Source organism: Aeromonas sobria (genome assembly GCF_006243315.1).
In the GTDB taxonomy this organism is placed as follows: domain Bacteria; phylum Pseudomonadota; class Gammaproteobacteria; order Enterobacterales; family Aeromonadaceae; genus Aeromonas; species Aeromonas sobria_A.
This window is the reverse complement of the sequence record NZ_NKWE01000023.1, coordinates 191,600-211,147: the sequence shown is the minus strand read 5'-3', so window position 1 is coordinate 211,147 and position 19,548 is coordinate 191,600. Positions and strand designations below refer to the sequence as shown.

Here is a 19,548-nt window from a genome sequence, read left to right as displayed (position 1 = left end):
CTGATTTGGGAAACAACGCCCTGGATGGCATATCCAAAAACAACAAAACGAAAAAGCCCAACCTAATAAACAGGCTGGGCTTGGTATATGGCGGAGAGACAGGGATTCGAACCCTGGGTGGCATTGCTGCCACAATTGATTTCGAGTCAATCCCGTTCGGCCACTCCGGCATCTCTCCATGGCGCAGATTTTGACTCAAGCCAGGACGGGATAGCAACAAAATATGATATATATCAAATGGCTAAATAAGATATCTGGGAGCAGGCTCACAATGCGGCACGCGCTGGCCACAGTGACAGGCCGCTTGGAATAGACAAGCCTGCCCCTCCCATCCGATGAGCACAGTTTCCCATTCAAGGTGAATGCACGTGAACGATCTACTCGCCCTGCTGGCGGCGTTTAGATGGACTTCCTCCACATACCGCTCTTTCGCCGTACTTATTCATCAGGTCGCAATCTTGTATCTGTTTTTCCCACTTGGCAGCCAGAGATGCGGGAGAGGCCGATTTTGGCCGGTTTCTTATCTATCCCCAAGCGCTTCAGGGCGCGCAGCAGGCTGGTAATCATGGGCTGATTGAGGAACAATCGCGCCATCCTGGCGGCTGCTTTGATGATTTTCCGCCCCGATTGAACTGATGGATCTCCCTATGCGATTACCGATACTCATGCCCCTCTCCATACAGCCTGCGCTATCCCTGCTGCTGGCTGCGACCATGCTCTGCGCCGCTCCGGCTCAGGCCAAGCGCTACCCGCTGCCGCCGCCAGAGAGCCGCCTCGTGGGCGAGCTGGAGGATTACATCATCCAGCAGGATGAGCATCTGGAGCTGGTTGGCAAACATACCCAGATTGGTTTTTTGGCGCTGCTTGAGGCAAATCCCGGCGTAGACCCCTATTTACCCAAGCCAGGCACCCGCTTGACGTTGCCCACCCAGATGCTGCTGCCCGATGTGCCGCGCGAGGGGATCGTCATCAATCTGCCCGAGCTGCGCCTCTACTACTTCCCCAAAGGCAAGAGCGAGGTGATCGTGCTGCCCATCGGGATCGGTGACATTGGCCGCGAAACGCCGGAGATGGCCACCACCGTCATCGAGAAAAATCCCGACCCGACCTGGGTGCCCGGCCCCATGGTGCGTAAATCCTGGCTGGAGCAAAAAGGGATCACCCTGCCCGCCGTGGTGCCCCCCGGCCCGGAAAATCCCCTCGGCAAGTTCGCCATGCGCCTTGGCTATGGCAAGCGCGACTACCTGATCCACGGCACCAACAAGGATTTTGGCGTAGGTCTGCGGGTGAGCGCTGGCTGCATCCGCTTGCGGCCGGACGATATCGAGGCGCTGTTCAAAATGGTGCCTATCGGTACGCCGGTGCGGGTTATCAATCAACCGGTCAAGGTGGCCATAGAACCGGATGGGCGGCGCTGGCTGGAGGTACACTCCCCGCTCTCCCGTACCGAAGAGGAGCTTGAAAATGGGGCCCCTTTGGTGCTATCACCGGCCATAGAGCACTTTATCGCGGCCCCTGAGGTCGCACAGGATGAAGTCTCCGCTGCGCTGGACAGTAAAAATGGCCTGCCCCGGCCTATCAGTAGCTAGCTATCCAGCGGCTAGATCAGCAGTGGTTAAGCCATCAGAGCCTGAGTCATACCGGAGTTGTCATACGCCATGAAATACCTGCCCCTCGTGCTCATCCTGACCAGCCACTGCTTGTGGGCAAAGGACATTCTCTGGATGAACAACGGCGATCGCCTGACCGGCACCATTGAAGAGATCGGCGAGGAGTCGGTGCGTATCGCCCTGCCCTATACCGGCGCAGTTACCGTCCAGCGGGATGCCATCAAGCGCTGGCGGCTGGAGAAGCAGGATAAACCCAAGGCGACTGCCAAAGGGGGGATCAAGCTGTTCAAGGATGAGCAGGATGAGCGCAATGCCTGGCTCTGGACCGGCAATGGCGATCTCAACGTCAAGCTCAAAAACAAAGACAAACACACCAACAACGTCAACTTCAAGGGCAAGACCGAGCTGGCCAATCTGGACTGGCGCTACAGCCTCTCCGGTGAATACTCCTACGAAACCTCTGACAGCGTCACCGATAGCCACGACTACAAGCTGAACCCGACCCTTGACTACTTTTTCGATCAGCAGTGGTTTGTGCGCAGCTCGCTCAATGCCGAATATGACATGCTGGAGAGCAACTACCTCAGCCTCGACTATGGTACAGGCCCGGGCTACCGCTTCTGGAACGAGAAGCGCCATCGGCTAGAGTTCGTGGCACAAGGGGGCCTGCGCAAAGCCTACTTCAGGGAAGAGAGCGGGATTGGGGCGTACTTTAAAGGCAACCGGATCATTGATTATCCCTTTGCCAGCATGAGCTGGGATTATCGCCAACCTGTCCCGCTGTGGCAGAAGAAACTGGAGCTGTTCAGTCAGGGGCGCTATCTGGTCTATCTGGATCAGCCCTCCCCCTATATCACACTGGATCGAGATGTGACCGGCAGCGTGGGGCTGCGCTACTACTTCAATGATCACCTGCGTCTCTCCTGGTCGAGCGAGATGGAGTGGGAAGATGGAAAGATTCACTTTGATGGCCCGGAGCAAAAATATAAAGAGACCGAGTTCAAGCATCTGCTCAGTCTGGGTGCCAGTTTCTAACTCGATCACTCAGTCGAGCACAAACAAGAGGAGCCAATTTGGCTCCTCTTGTCATTCGCGTGCACGGTGCAGTGCACCCTTGCCTACGCAGGACCATGGCATGACAAGCAAGGGCCACGGTCAGATCAGCCCCCAGGCCGCAATCTGGTAGATCCACACCATCGCCAGCAGGGTGCCGACCAGTCCCATGATGACGCCGATCCGCACCATCTGGCGGCTCTCCACCAGGCCAGTAGCGTGGGCCAGCGCATTGGGCGGGGTACTGATGGGCAGCGACATTCCGAGCGAGACCGAAATGGTCACCGCCAGGATCAGGGTATGGCTGCCACCCCACTCAGCCAACTCCGGCATGCTGACCGCCAGCGCCGCCACCAGTGGCAACAGCAAGTTAGCGGTTGCGGTATTGGACATGAAGTTGGCCATCACCACCGCCAGCAGACAGGCCCCGACCAGTACCGCCAACGTGGAGTACTCATGGAACGGAATGTGGGTGATGAGTCGCTCCGCCAGACCAGAATCCTCCAGTGCCAGCCCCAGCGCGATACCACCTGACACCAGCCAGAGCACGTCGAGGGAGATCTTGTGCAGATCATCCTTGGTGATGATGCCGGTGGTCAGGAACACAGCTACCGGGATCAGGGCAACCACATAGGAGCTCATGCCATGAAGATCCCCCAGCAGCCAGAGCACTATGGTGGTGATAAAGGTGAGGTAGACCACCCAGGCACGGGGGGTTTGCATAAAGCGCCCCTCGATCTTGAGATCAATGCGCTTGAGGGTACTCGGGAAGAAGCGCCCCAGCAGAAACCAGCCGAGCAACAGCAGCACAGCGACAAAGGGCACCGCAAACCCCATCCACTGACCGAACGAAATGGCATGCTCACCGGTCAGGTATTTGAGCGCCACCGCGTTGGGCGGAGTGCCGATGGGGGTACCGATCCCGCCCAGATTGGCCGCCAGCGGAATGGCCAGCACGAAGCCGATTTTAGCGGGGTCCTTATCGGGAAAGACCGCCAGCACCGGTGAGAGAATGGCCAGCATCATGGCGGTGGTGGCGGTATTGCTCATGAACATGGAGAAGGTGGCAGTGATCAACATCAATCCCAGCATGACAATCTTGGGATCCCGGCCAAAGGGGCGCAGCAGCACCCGTGCCAGATTGAGGTCCAGCTGATATTTGGTGGCAGCGATAGCGAGGAAAAAACCGCCGAGAAACAGCATGATGACCGGCGAGGCAAAGGTCGCCATCACTTCGGTCGATTTGAGCAGCTCACCAAACCCCGGCTCTGCCTTGTCGGCGGTCATAAACCAGAGTCCCTTGTCGGAGAGCAGCAGCAACTCCAGCACGATGATCAGCACCGAGGTGGCGAAGATGGGGATGGGCTCCAGGATCCAGCAGAGGGCGGCCAGCACGAAAATGGCCACGACCCGCTGCTCGATCACCGTTATTCCCTCCAGCGGGATCCACTGGGTCGGGATCAGCAAGATAGCGAGGCTAAGCAGTAGTGGCAGAATAATCTTGTGATTGATGGGCACTATTGTCACCAGAATAGGGAATTAGGAGCCAATAGTCGCACAACATTCTGTCTCGTCAGACCTCAATGTGGCCAAAATGGGAGCTGGATAACTGCAGTGGGTTCGGTTTTGTGAGTCATATCAAGCTGGGGTCGGCGCGCAATGGCTGACACCTCACAACTGGCAACAAACAGGCAAAAAAACGGGCCCACTGTTAGTTGAGCACTACAGTGGGCCCGTTTCATCATTCATACCAATCAGGGCGCTTAGAAATAGATGCGGGTCACTGACTCGATCACGCAACCCGGGCGGCGGATCCCTTCGATCTCCACCTTGATCTCCTTGAGCAGCTCCAACCCACCCTTTATCGGGGTCACCCGTGCCAACTTGGTACGGGCGCGGATGTTGCTGTCCACCTTGATGGGGTACGGGAAACGCACCTGATCCAGCCCAAAGTTCACCACCATACGGGCGGTCGGGAACTCGGGGGTGGCCTCATCGACCGAACCGGTCAATTGCGGCAGCAGCGACAGAGTCAGGAAACCGTGAGCAATGGTAGTCTTGAAAGGCGACTCGGCGGCCGCCCGCTCAGGATTGGTGTGGATCCATTGGTTATCGCCAGTTGCCGCAGCAAACTGATCGATCATCTGCTGGCTGATATGCAGCCACTCACCCACATGGGTCTCTTCGCCAACCCGAGCCTGCAGAACCCCATAGAGCTCGCCAATCTCGCCTGACAACGCCATCGCGGGCTCTTGGGCCATGACCGGCTGACCGTTGGCCACTTGTGCCACGGTTGCTGCATCCTGTTGCTGTTCGCTCTGAGACTCACTCTGCAAGTCCAGTACACGTCCCAACAAAGGGTGAAGATGTGCCTTTTGCTGAAACTCACGCCAGTAGTCGCGGATCGCCGGAGAGAGCCAATCCTTGAGCTCAAAGGGGTGCTGCGCCAGAATTTCACGCTTGCGCTTCAGAAAATCGACAACTTTCATTTACCGATCCCTATTTGATTCAATGCCGAATAAGAGGTCTAACCAGTCCTATTTTATTAAAGTTTCAGCAGTAAGTGCAAAAAAATCTCGGCGTACACGTGTACCACGGAATAAGTAACCACTTAAACTACAAAAAGCAGCGGTATTCGCCAGTTAAAAACCAGATTACCAAGCAAGCATCTGGCGAAGCCAGCACTAGGGCGCCCCCCTAAAAAGCACCTTGGCGAGCCCGCTGGCACTCTTTAGCGCGTGGCTGACCACCAGCCGACCATGCTGGCATCATCAACAAACGACCAGGCCAGGATCCTGCTCACCTTGTTGCCTTGCGCCATGTCGATCACCCGCACCTGACAGGCCCCCACCCGTGCCAATGCCTTTTTCGCCCCCGGCAGGTTCTCTTTTTTTGACACCAGCGAGCTGAACCAGAGGCACTGGCTGGCAAACTCTTTGCTTTGGGCAATCATGTTGGCCAGAAACGCCGCCTCTCCCCCTTCGCACCAGAGCTCGGCCTTCTGACCACCGAAATTGAGCAGCGGAGTCCCGGTGACCTCTTTCCCCAGATTGCGCAGCTTGCGCTCAGAGCCTTTGCTCGCCTCTTCCAGCGATGCATGGAACGGTGGATTGCACAGGGTCAGGGCAAAGCGCTCCTTCGGCCCTATGATGCCGCGAAACACATGGTTGGCATTACCCTGCAGGCGGCACTCAATCTGATTACCCAGCCCATTGCTCTTGGTCAGCAAGGTCGCCGCCTTGACCGACACCGGATCAATATCAGACCCCACGAAGCGCCAGCCATATTCGCGGCACCCGAGCAGTGGATAGATGCAGTTTGCCCCCACCCCGATATCCAGCACCCTCACCCCCTTGCCGGTAGGGATGTGGCCCGCGCTCTCGGCCAGCAGGTCGGCCGCCCAATGCAGATAATCGACCCGTCCCGGAATGGGGGGACAGAGGTAACCGGCGGGCAGATCCCAGTGGGCAATGCCGTAGTGATGGGCCAGCAGGGCACGATTGAGGGCCTTGACCCCATCGGGATTGGCAAAATCGATGGTGCGAGTCCCGTAGTCATTGGTAAAGACGTAAGCGGCCAACTCGGGGGTTCGCAGGCAGAGCGCCGCAAAGTCGTAGCCCGCCTGATGGCGATTACGGGAGTGAAGTCCGGATTTGCGGTCGCCCGACTGGGGGCCACCGGCTGATGGGGTGCGGGGTTTCATGCTGAGCCTGCCGAAGAAAACGGGCCCACACTATAGTGATTTGACTCGGGAAAGTCTAAACGACGGCAATAAAAAACCGGGCTATCGAGCCCGGTTCAAGTGAGGTTGGAAAAACAGTCCGTACTGCGAGCCGTTTGTCCAGCCTGACTCAGATGTCGATCCGGCGAGCTTGCCAGAACTTGCTGCGCCAGTATTGGCTGTCCAGCTTGGAGCGTGTCACCCCGGCGCGGGTCGAGGCGTGGATAAATTCACCATTGCCGACGTAGATACCCACGTGGTTGAGACGACGATTGATTTTGAAGAAGACCAGATCACCTTCGACCAGATCCTGTTTGGCGACGCGCGTCCCTTCATGAACTTGGGAGCGGGTATCTCGGGGTAATTCGACACCGACAGCATTGCGGAACACTTCGCGGGCAAAGGCGGAACAATCGATACCCCGCTGGCTACTGCCACCCATCCGGTACGGAACGCCACGCCACTCTTTATATACAGTCAGGATTTCATTCACATCGGGTGTCTGGGAAGCTTCTGGTTCAATGACAGGTTCAACCATGGAAACTTCGATCTTGCTCGCGACCTCGGTCTGGGGTGCCGAGGCACAACCCACCATTCCGAGCGCGACCAGCAGTAGCATCAGGTGGCGCAATCCTTTATCCCCGCAAAAGAGTCAATCTTGTTAAAATACGGCCCCAAAGGGCAATTTATAAGGCAACAGCACCCGACTATATCCAAGAATTCTATCGAGGCAAGTTAAAATCCCTATCGAGCTCACATTTTTGCAAGGAAATGCACTATTTTTCATAATTAATGTGATCATGCCCAAACAATATACAATCGCTAAAAGAGCCTTGGGGCTCATAGATAACTGACTTTTATCCCTGCTTCCGCACCTTTTTTAAGTGAATAACAATGATCGAAACCGATCTTTTTTTGTTAAATTCAGCCGCCGTATGCCAGCAACAACTGCTGCAATTACCACAGTGGTTGTCGGACAATGAACGGCATATCTGGCAAACCATCACCCATCCCGCTCGCCGTCAGGAGTACCTGATAAGCCGTGCCCTCTTGCGCCAGCTACTGGCTGAACGGCTGCAGCAAACCGCGGCCAGCTTGCAATTTTGCCAAGATGAACACGGGAAACCACGGCTGCATGATAATGGCTGGTACTTCAACCTCAGCCACAGTGGCCACTGGCTGGTGCTGGCGCTCTGCCCGCAGGGGCCGTTGGGGGTGGATCTCGAACTGGGCAAACGGCGGCATAATCCCCTCCCCCTGGCCCGCCGATTTTATGCACAGAGTGAATATGAGTGGCTCTGCGCGCTGCCCGCTAACGAGCAGGAGCGCGCCTTCTACCGGCTCTGGTCGCGCAAGGAGGCGGTACTGAAAGCCCACGGTGGCGGCATAGCCGCAGGGCTCGAAAAGGTGCGTTTCATCCCGGATGAAGAGTGGCGACTCGACAATCGGCTGGATAACCTTACTTATCAGGTGCAGGATTGGCCCTTTGCCAACGGCTGGCTGAGCCTGGCCGGGGCGGCAACCACGGTGAATGTTTACCGACTGGATGAGCGCTTGAATTGCCTGCCTATCAACCCCATGTTACTTACCACCCTTATTAAAGAGTCCAACTCATGATCGTCGATATTACTCCCCAGAATTTTCACGCCGAACTGATCGATGCGTCCATGAAGAAACCGGTCGTCATCTACTTCTATGCGCCGCAGATGCCGGAGTGTCAGGGGATGACGCCGCTGATCGAGTCTTTGGTTGGGCCCGCCAATGAGCAGGTCACTCTGGCCAAGGTGGACATGAACGATCCCCAGCTGCAACCGCTGGCCAGCCAACTTGGCCTGCGCGCCCTGCCAGCGCTGGTGCTGTTCCATCAGGGACGACCTGATGAGCAATCCATTATTGAAGGCCCGCAGGATGAAGCGACCTTGCGTCAGTACTTCGCCGCCTTCGCCCCCAAAGAAGAGGAAGAGCTGCTGAGCAAAGGACAGCAAGCGCTGACGGAGGAACAGCCCAGCATCGCCTATGCCCACCTGACCAAGGCCCACCAGCTGGCGCCCGAGCGCCACGACATCAGCCTGTGGCTGATTCAGGCAGCGCTCGACCTCAATCTGCTGGATGAAGCGCAGGAGCGTCTCGGCCAGATCCCCATGGTGGCACAGGATGATCACTTCCATACCCTGAGCTCACGACTGGCGCTGGCGCTGCAAGCGGCAGACAGCCCCGAGTTGCGTGCGCTGGAAGCCCGCCATGCAGAACAACCCGATAATTTTGCCCTGACCCAGGAGCTGGCAGTGCAATACCACCAGGCTGGCCGTCAAGAAGAGGCACTGAGCTTGTTGCTGGAGATCCTCAAGCGGGACTTGGCATTCGGCGACGCCAGAAAGACCTATCTCGATATTCTGGCGACCATGGGCAACACAGCGGCAGCGCAGAACTACCGTCGCAAACTCTATAGTCTGCTCTACTGATCAAGAGTCGAACTGGCTGGTAATGATGGGGGAGTGCCGGGAGACCGGCATGACCTCATGGGTCACAGGTAAAGACAGGGACGTACAGACAGGGAAACGGTGAATTTCAGGCAAAAAAAAATGGCGCATAATTGCGCCATTTTTTTCGCATGGATTACTTCTTGTAAGAAGTAGCCATGTTGTCGATGCGCTGGTTAGCACGCATAGCTTCTTGCTTGGCTTCAGAAACATCAGCAGCAATTTTGGATTGATCAGCACGAACAGCGCTAACATCTTGAGCCAGTTGGTCAACTTTGTTAGACAGATTCTGAACGGAAGTTTCCAGTTCGCTGGTGTTTGCACAACCGCCCAGCAGAGCGGACAGACCAACAACACCTACCAACAACAATTTTTTCATTTTTAAAGCTCCCTTGAACTCGCCAGACGTTTAGCAAGCGGCGTGATTATGGCACAAAAAAATCATACTTTGCATAGTCCCCACCACAGATAAACGCATTAAAAGCCTCATTTTTTTTCGAGTGGACAGTTTTTATCCAAAATCTCTAAAAAATGAGTGCCGCATGGTGGAAACACAGACAAAGGTTACCCAACTTTTTGCCTTATTACAATTTCGTATGAGGCTTAAGCTGTTCGATCTGACGCCGATTGACGGTATTGCACCAGATCTTCAATGGTCAGTACCGGCATCCGGTGCTGCCGACCAAACGAAATCAGGTCAGGCAGCCGAGCCATGGAACCATCTTCTTTGGTTAATTCGCACAACACACCGAACGGTTTGAGACCGGCCAGTTGCATCAGATCGACCGTCGCTTCGGTATGACCACGACGGGTAAGCACTCCACCGGTACGTGCCCGCAGCGGGAAGACATGACCCGGGCGATGCAGATCCCCCGGTTTGGCGCCATCGGCAATGGCAGCACGGATGGTGGTGATGCGATCGGCCGCAGAGACACCGGTGGTCACCCCCTGCGCCGCTTCGATGGTGACAGTGAAAGCAGTCTGGTAATGGCTGGAGTTGGCGTCCACCATCATCGGCAGTTCCAGCTGACGAACCCGTTCGTCGGGCAGGCAGAGACAGACGATGCCGGAACACTCGCGGATCATCAGCGCCATCTGTTCATTGGTCATGGATTGAGCGGCAAAAATAAGGTCACCCTCGTTCTCCCGATCTTCATCATCGGCCACCAGCACGCCGCTACCGGCACGCAAGGCTGTCAGGGCCGCTTCGACACGGGCAATGGGATCACCGAATTCACTGAGTAGAGACTGATTCATGGTAAAACTCCTAAACAAGACAAGGACCAGAATCAGGGCACGGAAAGGCAGACAGAGATAAGCATGCAGCAGCCAGCCCACAAGGGCCAACGCGGCAATGTCTGTCTTATCCTCTTTCATCCGGACTATTACCGTCGGCTCCGGCATCTCACCGGATCTGCTGACCCCGAACCGGCAATCTGCCAGGTCGGGCGCTCGCGGGCTCCCCGAGTCAATCGGGATACCGCCGGTGGGGAATTGCACCCCGCCCTGAGAATAAGCGCAGACAGCCTAAAGAAAAACGGTTGCAGATACCAGCCAAAATCCCCTGCTGGCTGAAAACCGTTTCAACACCGGATCAAATGAGTGACCTCCGCTGCCGCTCACTACTGCACCACCCAGGCTGGCGAAGTGCTTTATGGTGCGGATCGGTTTATGGCATAGTTCCCCCCCACAACAACCATAAACAGTGCCTCGAAATGAGAGCCTGAATAAATGCGCTCCCTGCGCAGACAGCGGCGCCAACACCACAAACGGAAAATGACAGAGATGGAAAAGAAAATACTGCTCACGGATTGCCCGGATGCCAAAGGGCTCATCGCCAAGATCACCAACATCTGCTACAAGCACCAGCTCAACATCATCAAGAACGATGAGTTTGTGGATCACGAAAATGGCCGCTTCTTTATGCGTACCGAGCTGGAGGGGCGTTTCAACGACGAGACCCTGCTGGCAGATCTGGACGATGCCCTGCCCGCTGGCGCCGAGCGCCGTCTGGTCAAGGCAGGCAAGAAGCGTATCGTCATTCTGGTGACCAAGGAGACCCACTGCCTTGGCGACATTCTGATGAAGAACTACGCGGGCGCGCTGGATATGGATATCGTCGCGGTGATCGGCAACTACGACACCCTCGGCGAGCTCACCGGCAAGTTCAATATTCCGTTCCACACCGTCAGTCACGACCAGCTGAGCCGTACCGAGCATGAAGAGCAGGTGCGCGCAATCATCGACAGCTATGAGCCTGACTATGTGATCCTGGCCAAGTACATGCGGGTGCTGACCCCGAGCTTCGTTGAGGCCTACCCGCGCAAGATCCTCAACATCCACCACTCTTTCTTGCCCGCCTTCATCGGCGCCCGCCCTTATCAACAGGCGTTCGATCGTGGGGTCAAGCTGATTGGCGCCACCGCTCACTTCGTGACCAACGATCTGGATGAAGGCCCCATCGTCGAGCAGGATGTGATCCACGTCGGTCATGCCTTCAGTGCCGATGACATGGCCAAAGCGGGCCGTGATGTGGAGAAATCGGTGCTGAGCCGGGCGCTGGAGCTGGTGTTGAACGAGCGGGTATTCGTCTGCGGCAACAAGACGGTGGTCTTCAAGTAAGCGCCAACGCGGCACGTATGCAAATGCCAGAAACAACAACGGCTCCCGCGGGAGCCGTTGTTGTTTACACACCATCTATCACAGCGGCAAATTATTCACCGTCACGGCACCCTTCACCAGCTTCAGCTCGGAGATCAGTTTTTGCTGATCGGCCTTCAGATAACCCATCAGGGTCAACTGATCGAGCATCGGGGCCAGTTGCGGCACCGCCTTGCCCAGCTTGTCGCTCAGGCTGGCATGCAGTTGGCCACTCAGTGCCTGCATCCCCTCCTCGCTATTGAACAGCTGCTCCAGCGAGGTGGACGCCAGCGCCACATCCCCTTTCATGGCGACAGCTTCACCGTTGAGCTTGGCACTCAGGTCGGCCAGCTCCAGGGTTGCGCCACGTTTGAGCATCTTGTCCAGCGCCTGCTGGATGGCGCTATCCTCAATCCCCTGACCGCTGGCAGCCTGCAGACCCTGATACCCTTCCAGATCCAGCCCCTTGAGGTTAAGCGCCAACTTGCTGTCCGTTAATGCCAAGGTATCGGTTTCACTCTCCAGATCGAGTTTGGCAATCTTCATCTGATAACTGCTGGAGAGGGTTTGGGCATTGTCCCCTGTCAGCTGGGTCGTGGTGGTCAGCCCCTGCAACGACACCTTGACGCTATCGGGCAGTTGCAAGGTCAGTGCCGCCAGAGCCATTTCACTCTGGGGAGAGAGCATGACACCGCTGATCTCGGCGATGTCGGCGCTGCCCTTCAGGTCGGCCAGCACCAGATCCATCTTGCTCTGCTCTTCATGCACTGTCATTCCCTGCCAGGTCATGGTGAGGTGGCCACTCCCCTCCAGATCGCCGTGGAACTCACCGCTAAGTGGCAAAAAATTAAACTCGTCCAGCCCCTGTTTGACCTTGAACTCGTTAGCCCAAAAGCGGCTGCTGTTGGCTTGGGTCCACAGGCTGCTCACTGACTCCACACCTAATTGCCACTGCTCCATCCCCAGCGTGGCAAACACCGGCGCCAGAGAGCCTTGTTTGGTATCAAGCAGCACGTTGCTTTTGATATAGAGCGGCAAGATGCGGCTGGTCACGACAAACTGCAGATCCAGTGGTTGATCCCCTTGCAGATTGCTATCGAGTGCCGCCATCTCCTGTGGGGTGACCACCAGCTTCAACACTCCGTCACGCGCGAACAGATTGCTGTTGCCCGGTAGCCACTGCAGTTCCAGGCCTGTCTCGTTCTTCACCTTGGCAATCTGCTCCGCCACTATGTTATCGAAGCTGTTTCCGGTGTACCAACAGGCAGCCAAACCACCACCTATCAATGCCGCACCCACGGCGAGGGCCACTATCTTTTTCATAAATCCATGTGTCTCCAGGGAGTTGTCACTGCACTCTACGGGGCGGACTCGGGACGAGGCAAGTCCAATCAGATAGCAAGCCAACATTCTGCCGGCTCATCACAGCGTCACAACAAGGGACTGAAGAGATAGAAGATGTTCTCCATCGCCTTTTTGTACCAGGGGCGCGCCTGCCATTTGGCCAGCGTCATCGGGGTCGCTTCCGTCATATAACCCTGCACCAAGCGAGTCATCTGAGCCACGAAGGCGGGGTTATCGACCAATAGGGTCACTTCAAAATTGAGCCAGAGGCTACGACGATCCAGGTTAACCGTGCCCACCAAAGCAAAGTCATCGTCTACTAGCACACTCTTGGTATGGAGCAAACCGGCATCATAACGATAGATCTCCACCCCTGCCGCCAGCAGCTCCTCCATAAAGGCATTACAGGCATAGTTAGCCATGATGGAGTCGTTGCGTTCGGGCAATACCAGTTGCACCTGCACCCCGCGAGCAGCCGCCGAGCTGAGCGCTGCCGCCAGCGGATCATCAGGCACGAAGTAGGGGGTGGTTAGCACCAGATGGCTACGGGCTTGATAAATGGCCAGCAGCAGGCTCTGCTGAATACAATCGCCACCAACGAAAGGACCCGACGGGATAAGCTGGGCACGGTAGTTGGTCTGGGGCCAGACCTCAGGATCGTGCTGCAAACTGTCGAGCAACCGCTCGCCGGTCTCCATCTCCCAATCCCAGACGAAGATGGACCACATCAGTGGTACCATGGGGCCCTGTACCCGGATCATGATATCGACCCACTGGCCGACGCCGGCATCCTGTTTGAAGAAACGGGGATCCACCATATTCATCGAGCCGGTGTAACCCACCCGGTCATCGATCACCACCAGCTTGCGGTGCATGCGCAGATCCTGGCGCTGGAACAGAATGCGCCAAGCACCGACCGGCAGCACTTCCACCAGCTTGACCCCCGCCTTGCGCAACTTTTTCGGCCAGTGTGACCGGAAGAACTGTTTGCTGCCCACCGAATCGAGCAACAAACGACAATCCACGCCGCGCAGCGCCACCTCAATCAACGCCTCGCATACCTGGTCAGCATCGCCACCCGGGTGCCAGATGTAGAACTCCAGATAACAAGACTGGGAGGATTGACGAATATCGCGCACTATTTCGCGTAATATCGATTCGGGTTTGTTCAGCAGCGTCATGCGATTGCCAGACAGCATCGGCATCCCCAAGCGACTCTGGATCAAATCGTGCAAAGGCAGCGCCTTGGCACCCACCTCACAACAGTGCTGGGGAAACAGACGGGCCAACTGACGCGTCCAGATAGCATAAGGGCGGTACATGGCCTGGGCACGCTCAGCGCGGCGGCGACCCAGTTTGATCTCGCCAAACAAGATGTAGAAGCCTACCCCGGCAAACGGAATGGCATAGATAAGGGCAAGCCAAGCCAGCGATACCCCGATAGGACGCCGCTTCATGATCACCCGAAACGACACCCCGGTGACGATCACGGTATGAAAAAGCAGTAGCAGCCAGCCCAAAAAACGGGAGAAAAGCAGGTGGAGATCGTATTCCAAACCGTTGAGCAACGGGGACTCCTTGTGATCGACAAACAGTGCGCTGGGCAGACCCAACATGGTCAAAATGGTATGCTGTAAGACAAATCCATTCTATCAGGTCGCCCCCATGATCCTGCAATCTATGCTGCTGAGTCTGGCCATGCTAAGCCAGGGCTCATATGACATCAATGAGCAACAGATAAACCAGTACCTGCAATCCCAGGTGCAAATCGACAAACAGCTGGAGCTGCCTGGCATCATCAAGGCCCATGTGCAGCTAGAACAGAGCGATGTACAAATTGGTCGCCAGCGTCCCGATACCGCCCGGGTCTATGGCAAGGGCAAGCTCAAAATAGCCCTGCCCGACAATACCGAATATGACGCCCGCCTGCAGATGACCTATGAGGCGAGACCCCGCTATGACAAGGCCCAGAGCGCACTGTTTCTCGATAACATGAAGCTGGTGGAGTACAAGCTGGAGCCGGAGGCGGCCGAGAAGAAGTTCGGGCTCATGCTCAATATGCTGCTGCAGAGCATGGAGAAACGGCTGGAGAGCAAACCTGTCTACAAACTCAATGACAAAGACCCGGATCAGGCCTGGCTGAAGGAAAATCTGCTGGGATTGGAGCTGTCACCGGGCAAGATCCACCTGCTGACCAAGCCTCGTTGACTACTTAATTCGGGAGGAGCTGGGTGCCTTCTCGTATCAGTAGCTCAACCTGATAGCCTTGCTGCTGCTGTCGCTCATACAGTGAGAAGAGTGACCCACTCAATCGGTTGAGCGGCATATCGGCAAAACCGGCCTTGAGATAAAACGGCTTCTCGAAAGGCAGCACCTGGCAGACCACCGGCTTTTCGAGCAAATCGCGGCAGGCATGTTGCAACAGGCTGGAACCCAGCCCCAACGACTGATAGTGGGGCAACAGACGAAAGCCGCACAAGTGATAGAACTCCTCTTCGTCCCGCAACCGCACCGCCCCTACCAACCAGTGCGCGTCACGTACGACAAAGATCCGCTCGGCCAGATCCGGCACATAGTGGGAAAATGTCGTCTCGTAATAGTCCCTGATAAGAGAGAGGTCTGCATCGCAGTACTCTTCAAAAACAAGCTCCATCGCCGGCTGGCTCGTCACAGATTAATCCCTTGAAATCAGTTTATTAAATTTCACTGGCTAATCAGTGCCTGTGACAGCAGCACGATAACATGGCTGCCATTCACAAAAAAGCGACTGCTATTACCATCCCGCTCGACACAGCAGGGGGGATGATTGCCCATCCCTACCTGAACCAAAGAGCCTGCCTCATAACAACCTCTTCTTGCTTTGGATTCTTTGATCCCGGTCACTGCCATAAGCCATTTGCCCGTTTTCGCCGCTTGTTCCGCGCTCGTCATGATGCTTTACTCAACATCATCACCACGGGAAGGAGTCCAGGGTTGAAAGCATGGATGCTGGCAGGCCATATGTTGTTGTTACCGCTGGCAGGATGGAGCCAGACACCGCCTCCTGCAGAGGTGGTATTTCTCACTGTTACCCCCTCCCCCTTGCGCCAGGCCGATACTCCTCCCGTGCCAGCCACGGCAACCCTAGGCAGCAAACAGATCCAGGTCTATAAATCGGTGCAGCAGAACGGGGTGGTACGCTACTCCGACATGGCACCCGAACAAGGCCACTACGAGCTGCTGCTATTCAATGACTGCTTCGCCTGCAACCCCAAATCCAGCGTCAACTGGCAGACCACAGGGCTGTTCCTCTATGACTATGCCAGCACCATCAAGGCAGCCGCCAAAACCTATCAGGTTGAACCGGCGTTGATCCGGGCGCTGATCCATGCCGAGTCAGCGTTTAATCCGTTGGCGGTTTCCCGCAAGGGGGCGATGGGCCTGACCCAGCTGATGCCTGCCACTGCGCAAGAACTGGGGGTCGGCAATGCTCTGCTGGCCGAGCAGAACATCTTCGGCGGGGTAAAATACCTGGCTGGCTTGCTCAGGCAATATGGCGGCAATGTAGCGCTGGCAACCGCTGCCTATAATGCCGGCCCGGGAGCCGTACAAAAACATGGCGGTATCCCGCCCTACGCAGAAACACGCGCCTATGTGGAACGCGTCCAGCTATTGCACCAACGCTACAAAGATATGCTGCAGGCCAAGGGGCTCTAACCCTCGGCGCTGATAATTATCTCTTCCATCCCTCCAGAAACAAAAAACACGCCCGCAGGCGTGTCGATACCACACTTTTGTTTGAACGATTACTTCTGCTCAGTCGCCACCAGGCGATAAGCCAGCGCACCCAGAATGGCACCGACAATCGGGGCAACCCAGAACAGCCACAGCTGACTCACAGCCCAGTCACCCACAAACAGGGCTACGCCAGTACTGCGAGCCGGGTTGACCGAGGTATTGGTCACAGGAATGCTGACGAGGTGGATCAGGGTCAGGCACAGGCCGATGGCGATCGGCGCGAAACCGGCAGGGGCGCGGCTATCGGTGGCACCCATGATCACGAACAGGAAGAAGCCGGTCATCACCATTTCACACACCAGTGCTGCAGTCAGGCTGTAACCACCCGGAGAGTGCTCACCGTAGCCGTTGGAGGCAAAACCGGCTGAGAGATCAAACCCGGCCTGACCACTGGCAATCACATAGAGCACGGCTGCAGCGGCGATGCCACCCAGCACTTGCGCCACGATATAAGGCAGCACGCCGGATGCAGGGAAACGGCCACCCGCCCACAGACCGACGGTAACGGCCGGATTGAGGTGGCAACCGGAGATATGGCCGATGGCAAACGCCATGGTCAACACGGTCAGACCAAAGGCCAGCGAGACCCCCAGCAGACCGATCCCCACATGCGGAAAGGCCGCTGCCAGCACAGCACTGCCGCACCCGCCCAATACCAGCCAGAAAGTGCCCATAAACTCAGCAGCAACAGGTTTCACATTCATTCTCCCAATGAGATAACAGTAAAAAAGACTCAAAAAAAGCCTTAGATTTAATAAGCGCAGCATTATGGGAGTGTCGCTCGAGAATGCGAACCTTACAGAAATGTGTGATTTTTGTGATACCCATCACAAACAATTGATTAAATGAGATATTTATCACTATCGAGGGGTGGCATATGGTGCTGCCACTACAAACATGGTGCGACAAGGATTGACGCTACATATCAGGAGCGCTCGTATATCGCTCAGCTAAGGTGCCATATGCCCGGCAGGCGTGAAGCGGCTGACAACCTGCCCCTGATGCTCGATCCACTCCATGAACATAGCGGCAGGGCGAGCATAGACCTGACCATCCTGCTCGGATTGATAGATCACCAGCTGCTCCTGGGTTTCGGTATGCAGGGCGAGGGTGAGCACTTGATAGTAACCCCCCTTGAAGTGGCGATAACGGCCAGGAACGGGTGCATGCATGGGAATGCCTCAATATGGGTGGGTCGATGCGATGACATGAGTCGTCGAGTATGGCTAACCAAATCAGCCGGTACCAGCTTGCCTCAAATCACAAAGGGGATAAGAAAGTTTTGTACACAAGCTCATCGTGCCAGTGGATACCAATATTTCAACACAGTCGGGTATCTTTGTTAATCAGCCCACCATCTTTCACTGGTAACCTCTAGTCACACAAACGATCGTGCTGAATTTAATGATTTGGCAACCCTGTTTCAGGGCTAAAAATCAGGGATTTCTTCTAAAAAGAGGATTGTTCTAGCATTCAATTCTGTGAAGAATAGGGGAAAAGAAATTTGATACTAAAAAATCGCCTTTTTCGCCAACGCGTCCCCATGGGGAAGGAATCACAGTCACCATGTTCACTATCGACAAGTCGCACAAGCTCGACGATGTCTGCTACGACATCCGCGGCCCGGTGCATAAAGAAGCCCGCCGTCTCGAAGACGAAGGCCACCGCATTCTCAAGCTCAACATCGGCAACCCGGCCCCGTTTGGTTTTGATGCCCCGGAAGAGATCATCAAGGATGTGATCCTCAACATGCCGCTAAGCCAGGGCTACTGCGACTCCAAGGGGCTGTTTTCTGCCCGCAAGGCGGTGATGCAGTACTACCAGCAAAAAGGGATGCGCAAAGTCGATATCGACGACATCTATATCGGCAATGGTGCCAGCGAGCTGATCGTGATGGCGATGCAGGCGCTGCTCAACAACGGCGACGAGATGCTGGTGCCCTCCCCCGACTACCCGCTCTGGACTGCTGCCGTCACCCTCTCCGGTGGCCATGCGGTGCACTATCGCTGCGACGAAGGGGCTGACTGGTATCCGGATCTCGACGACATCCGCGCCCGCATCACCCCGCGCACCCGCGGCCTGGTGCTGATCAACCCCAACAACCCGACCGGCGCCGTTTACGGCAGCGAGTTCCTGCTGGAAGTGATCGAGATCGCCCGCCAGCACAACCTCATCATTTTCGCCGACGAGATCTACGACAAGATCCTCTACGACGATATCTCCCACACCAGCGTTTGCACCCTGTGTGACGACGTGATCGTGGTGACCTTCAACGGTCTCTCCAAGGCCTACCGCGCCTGTGGCTTCCGTCAGGGCTGGATGGTCATCACTGGCCCCAAAGGACGCGCCCGCGGCTATATCGAGGGGCTGGAGATGCTGGCCTCCATGCGGCTGTGCGCCAACGTGCCGATGCAACACGCCATCCAGACCGCGCTCGGCGGCTATCAGAGCATCAACGAGCTGATCCTGCCGGGCGGCCGCTTGCGCAAACAGCGGGACAAGGCGTGGGAGCTGCTCAACGACATTCCGGGGGTCTCCTGCGTCAAACCCAAGGGGGCGCTCTACATGTTCCCGCGCCTTGACCCCAAGGTGTATGACATTCGCGACGACCAGAAGATGGTGTTCGACCTGCTGCAACAAGAGAAGCTGTTGCTGGTGCAGGGTACCGGCTTCAACTGGCCGGCGCCGGATCACTTCCGGCTGGTGTTCCTGCCCCGTGAAGAGGAGCTGGAAGAGGCCATTGGCCGCCTCGCCCGCTTCCTCAAGGGTTACAAGCAGTAAGTACAACTCGTCGCAACAAAAAGGCTCCTTCGGAGCCTTTTTTCCTCTTACACACCATGATGCTGGCAACCGATGTGGCGCTCTCCCCCTCACGACCATAGTGCGAGGCAACCACGCCACCGCAACGCCATTGCGTTGATAA

General features: G+C 56.3%; 21 protein-coding genes, 1 tRNA gene and 1 riboswitch. Of the genes, 8 read left to right on the top strand and 14 right to left on the bottom strand.

Going from position 1 to position 19,548, the window contains the following annotated elements; translation table 11 throughout:
- Nucleotides 1-88: 88 nt before the first annotated feature.
- A tRNA-Ser gene (locus tag CF137_RS08125) sits at nt 89-178 on the bottom strand.
- 260 nt (nt 179-438) lie between these two features.
- Entirely contained in the window at nt 439-594 is a 156-nt protein-coding gene (locus CF137_RS21970) for a hypothetical protein (RefSeq protein WP_162515890.1), read from the bottom strand.
- 53 nt (nt 595-647) lie between these two features.
- Between CF137_RS21970 and CF137_RS08120 the strand changes: the two genes are divergently transcribed.
- Nucleotides 648-1,589 (top strand): L,D-transpeptidase family protein, encoded by a 942-nt coding sequence (locus CF137_RS08120; RefSeq protein WP_414731097.1) that lies wholly within the window; start codon nt 648-650, stop codon nt 1,587-1,589.
- A gap of 69 nt (nt 1,590-1,658) precedes the next feature.
- Nucleotides 1,659-2,645 (top strand): DUF481 domain-containing protein, encoded by a 987-nt coding sequence (locus CF137_RS08115; RefSeq protein WP_139718636.1) that lies wholly within the window; start codon nt 1,659-1,661, stop codon nt 2,643-2,645.
- A gap of 120 nt (nt 2,646-2,765) precedes the next feature.
- On the opposite strand, the gene CF137_RS08110 is transcribed toward CF137_RS08115, so the two are convergent.
- The 4 genes from CF137_RS08110 to CF137_RS08095 form a co-directional block, all read right to left on the bottom strand.
- Nucleotides 2,766-4,181: an SLC13 family permease gene (locus CF137_RS08110; RefSeq protein WP_139718635.1), complete on the bottom strand. Its 1,416-nt coding sequence runs from the start codon at nt 4,179-4,181 to the stop codon at nt 2,766-2,768.
- Nucleotides 4,182-4,426: 245 nt separating this feature from the next.
- The gene (locus CF137_RS08105; RefSeq protein WP_101317005.1) at nt 4,427-5,152 is read right to left on the bottom strand and encodes a MaoC family dehydratase; all 726 of its coding nucleotides are present in this window, start codon (nt 5,150-5,152) and stop codon (nt 4,427-4,429) included.
- Nucleotides 5,153-5,394: 242 nt separating this feature from the next.
- Nucleotides 5,395-6,366, bottom strand: coding sequence for a 23S rRNA (adenine(1618)-N(6))-methyltransferase RlmF (gene rlmF / locus CF137_RS08100; RefSeq protein WP_139718634.1), 972 nt, complete (start codon nt 6,364-6,366; stop codon nt 5,395-5,397).
- A 148-nt stretch (nt 6,367-6,514) separates the two neighbouring features.
- Nucleotides 6,515-7,003 (bottom strand): C40 family peptidase, encoded by a 489-nt coding sequence (locus CF137_RS08095; RefSeq protein ID WP_162515494.1) that lies wholly within the window; start codon nt 7,001-7,003, stop codon nt 6,515-6,517.
- 275 nt (nt 7,004-7,278) lie between these two features.
- Here CF137_RS08095 and CF137_RS08090 point away from each other — a divergent pair, with 275 nt between their 5' ends.
- Together CF137_RS08090 and CF137_RS08085 are read left to right on the top strand one after the other, a co-directional pair.
- The gene (locus CF137_RS08090; protein ID WP_139718633.1) at nt 7,279-8,001 is read left to right on the top strand and encodes a 4'-phosphopantetheinyl transferase family protein; all 723 of its coding nucleotides are present in this window, start codon (nt 7,279-7,281) and stop codon (nt 7,999-8,001) included.
- Complete coding sequence (locus CF137_RS08085) at nt 7,998-8,846, top strand: tetratricopeptide repeat protein (protein ID WP_139718632.1); 849 nt, start codon at nt 7,998-8,000, stop codon at nt 8,844-8,846. The genes CF137_RS08090 and CF137_RS08085 overlap by 4 nt, the downstream gene beginning before the upstream one ends.
- Before the next feature lie 154 nt (nt 8,847-9,000).
- On the opposite strand, the gene CF137_RS08080 is transcribed toward CF137_RS08085, so the two are convergent.
- Both CF137_RS08080 and ribB read right to left on the bottom strand, forming a co-directional pair.
- Nucleotides 9,001-9,243, bottom strand: coding sequence for an Lpp/OprI family alanine-zipper lipoprotein (locus CF137_RS08080; RefSeq protein ID WP_042021193.1), 243 nt, complete (start codon nt 9,241-9,243; stop codon nt 9,001-9,003).
- Nucleotides 9,244-9,467: 224 nt separating this feature from the next.
- Nucleotides 9,468-10,121 carry a 3,4-dihydroxy-2-butanone-4-phosphate synthase gene (gene ribB, locus CF137_RS08075; protein ID WP_139718631.1) on the bottom strand — a complete coding sequence of 218 codons (654 nt, stop codon included), beginning with the start codon at nt 10,119-10,121 and terminating at the stop codon, nt 9,468-9,470.
- A gap of 104 nt (nt 10,122-10,225) precedes the next feature.
- Nucleotides 10,226-10,382: riboswitch (FMN riboswitch) on the bottom strand.
- A gap of 267 nt (nt 10,383-10,649) precedes the next feature.
- Between ribB and purU the strand changes: the two genes are divergently transcribed.
- A complete protein-coding gene (gene purU / locus CF137_RS08070; RefSeq protein ID WP_101317050.1) occupies nt 10,650-11,486 on the top strand; it encodes a formyltetrahydrofolate deformylase in 837 nt (278 codons plus the stop codon).
- Nucleotides 11,487-11,564: 78 nt separating this feature from the next.
- On the opposite strand, the gene CF137_RS08065 is transcribed toward purU, so the two are convergent.
- Nucleotides 11,565-12,827 (bottom strand): DUF945 family protein, encoded by a 1,263-nt coding sequence (locus CF137_RS08065; protein ID WP_139718630.1) that lies wholly within the window; start codon nt 12,825-12,827, stop codon nt 11,565-11,567.
- 107 nt (nt 12,828-12,934) lie between these two features.
- Nucleotides 12,935-14,416, bottom strand: a complete 1,482-nt coding sequence (gene cls, locus CF137_RS08060; protein ID WP_139718644.1) for a cardiolipin synthase — start codon at nt 14,414-14,416, stop codon at nt 12,935-12,937.
- Nucleotides 14,417-14,513: 97 nt separating this feature from the next.
- Between cls and CF137_RS08055 the strand changes: the two genes are divergently transcribed.
- Complete coding sequence (locus tag CF137_RS08055) at nt 14,514-15,056, top strand: DUF1439 domain-containing protein (protein ID WP_162515495.1); 543 nt, start codon at nt 14,514-14,516, stop codon at nt 15,054-15,056.
- Between the two features lie 4 nt (nt 15,057-15,060).
- Here the strand turns inward: CF137_RS08055 and CF137_RS08050 are convergent, their stop codons facing one another.
- Together CF137_RS08050 and CF137_RS08045 are read right to left on the bottom strand one after the other, a co-directional pair.
- Nucleotides 15,061-15,501 (bottom strand): GNAT family N-acetyltransferase, encoded by a 441-nt coding sequence (locus CF137_RS08050; protein ID WP_101317046.1) that lies wholly within the window; start codon nt 15,499-15,501, stop codon nt 15,061-15,063.
- A gap of 50 nt (nt 15,502-15,551) precedes the next feature.
- Entirely contained in the window at nt 15,552-15,779 is a 228-nt protein-coding gene (locus CF137_RS08045; RefSeq protein WP_139718629.1) for a hypothetical protein, read from the bottom strand.
- A gap of 54 nt (nt 15,780-15,833) precedes the next feature.
- Between CF137_RS08045 and CF137_RS08040 the strand changes: the two genes are divergently transcribed.
- On the top strand, nt 15,834-16,544 hold the full coding sequence (locus CF137_RS08040) for a lytic transglycosylase domain-containing protein (RefSeq protein ID WP_162515496.1): 711 nt from the start codon (nt 15,834-15,836) through the stop codon (nt 16,542-16,544).
- An 89-nt stretch (nt 16,545-16,633) separates the two neighbouring features.
- Here the strand turns inward: CF137_RS08040 and aqpZ are convergent, their stop codons facing one another.
- Together aqpZ and CF137_RS08030 are read right to left on the bottom strand one after the other, a co-directional pair.
- The gene (gene aqpZ / locus CF137_RS08035; RefSeq protein WP_042656004.1) at nt 16,634-17,323 is read right to left on the bottom strand and encodes an aquaporin Z; all 690 of its coding nucleotides are present in this window, start codon (nt 17,321-17,323) and stop codon (nt 16,634-16,636) included.
- Nucleotides 17,324-17,575: 252 nt separating this feature from the next.
- On the bottom strand, nt 17,576-17,797 hold the full coding sequence (locus tag CF137_RS08030) for a DUF1653 domain-containing protein (protein WP_139718628.1): 222 nt from the start codon (nt 17,795-17,797) through the stop codon (nt 17,576-17,578).
- Nucleotides 17,798-18,191: 394 nt separating this feature from the next.
- On the opposite strand from CF137_RS08030, the gene CF137_RS08025 reads away from it, so the two are divergent.
- Complete coding sequence (locus tag CF137_RS08025) at nt 18,192-19,406, top strand: pyridoxal phosphate-dependent aminotransferase (protein WP_101316991.1); 1,215 nt, start codon at nt 18,192-18,194, stop codon at nt 19,404-19,406.
- Nucleotides 19,407-19,548 lie beyond the last annotated feature (142 nt).